1 protein-coding gene is annotated in these 400 nt (G+C 59.8%); it reads left to right on the top strand.

The window, feature by feature from the left end; genetic code table 11:
• Positions 1-337 (top strand): DDE-type integrase/transposase/recombinase (locus tag N825_RS35775; protein ID WP_037462504.1); only part of this gene is annotated, 337 nt, incomplete at its 5' end.
• Between the last annotated feature and the right edge of the window lie 63 nt (positions 338-400).

The raw sequence follows: 400 nt of genomic DNA, 5'->3' as shown, positions 1-400 counted from the left end.
GGTCACCCAGGTCGAGCCCGAGCAGGTCACCACCGACGGACACACCAGCTATCCCAGGGCCATCGCCGACGAACTCGGCACGGACGTCGATCATCGCACCAGTCAGTATAAAAACAACGTGATCGAGCAGAATCATCGGGGCATAAAAGGACGCTACCGGCCGATGCGCGGCTTCAAGAATTTCGATGCGGCTCAGAGCTTCTGCCGCGCCTTCGATGAGGTCCGCAACTTCCTGCGACCGGCCAGCTACATCAACCAGAACATCTCGCTCGTCCGTCGGCGGGTCATCCATGTGCAGCGCGTGGCCGCGCTGCGGGACCTGATCTCCGCCACTTGATACAGCTAATGGTAGTCAGCCGTCTGTTCAATGCTCAACTTGCCCCGAAACCTGACAGAACCC

The sequence above is a fragment of the Skermanella stibiiresistens SB22 genome (assembly GCF_000576635.1).
Classification (GTDB): domain Bacteria; phylum Pseudomonadota; class Alphaproteobacteria; order Azospirillales; family Azospirillaceae; genus Skermanella; species Skermanella stibiiresistens.
Note: the sequence above shows the minus strand (reverse complement) of the source record. Positions and strands in the feature narration are given on the sequence as shown.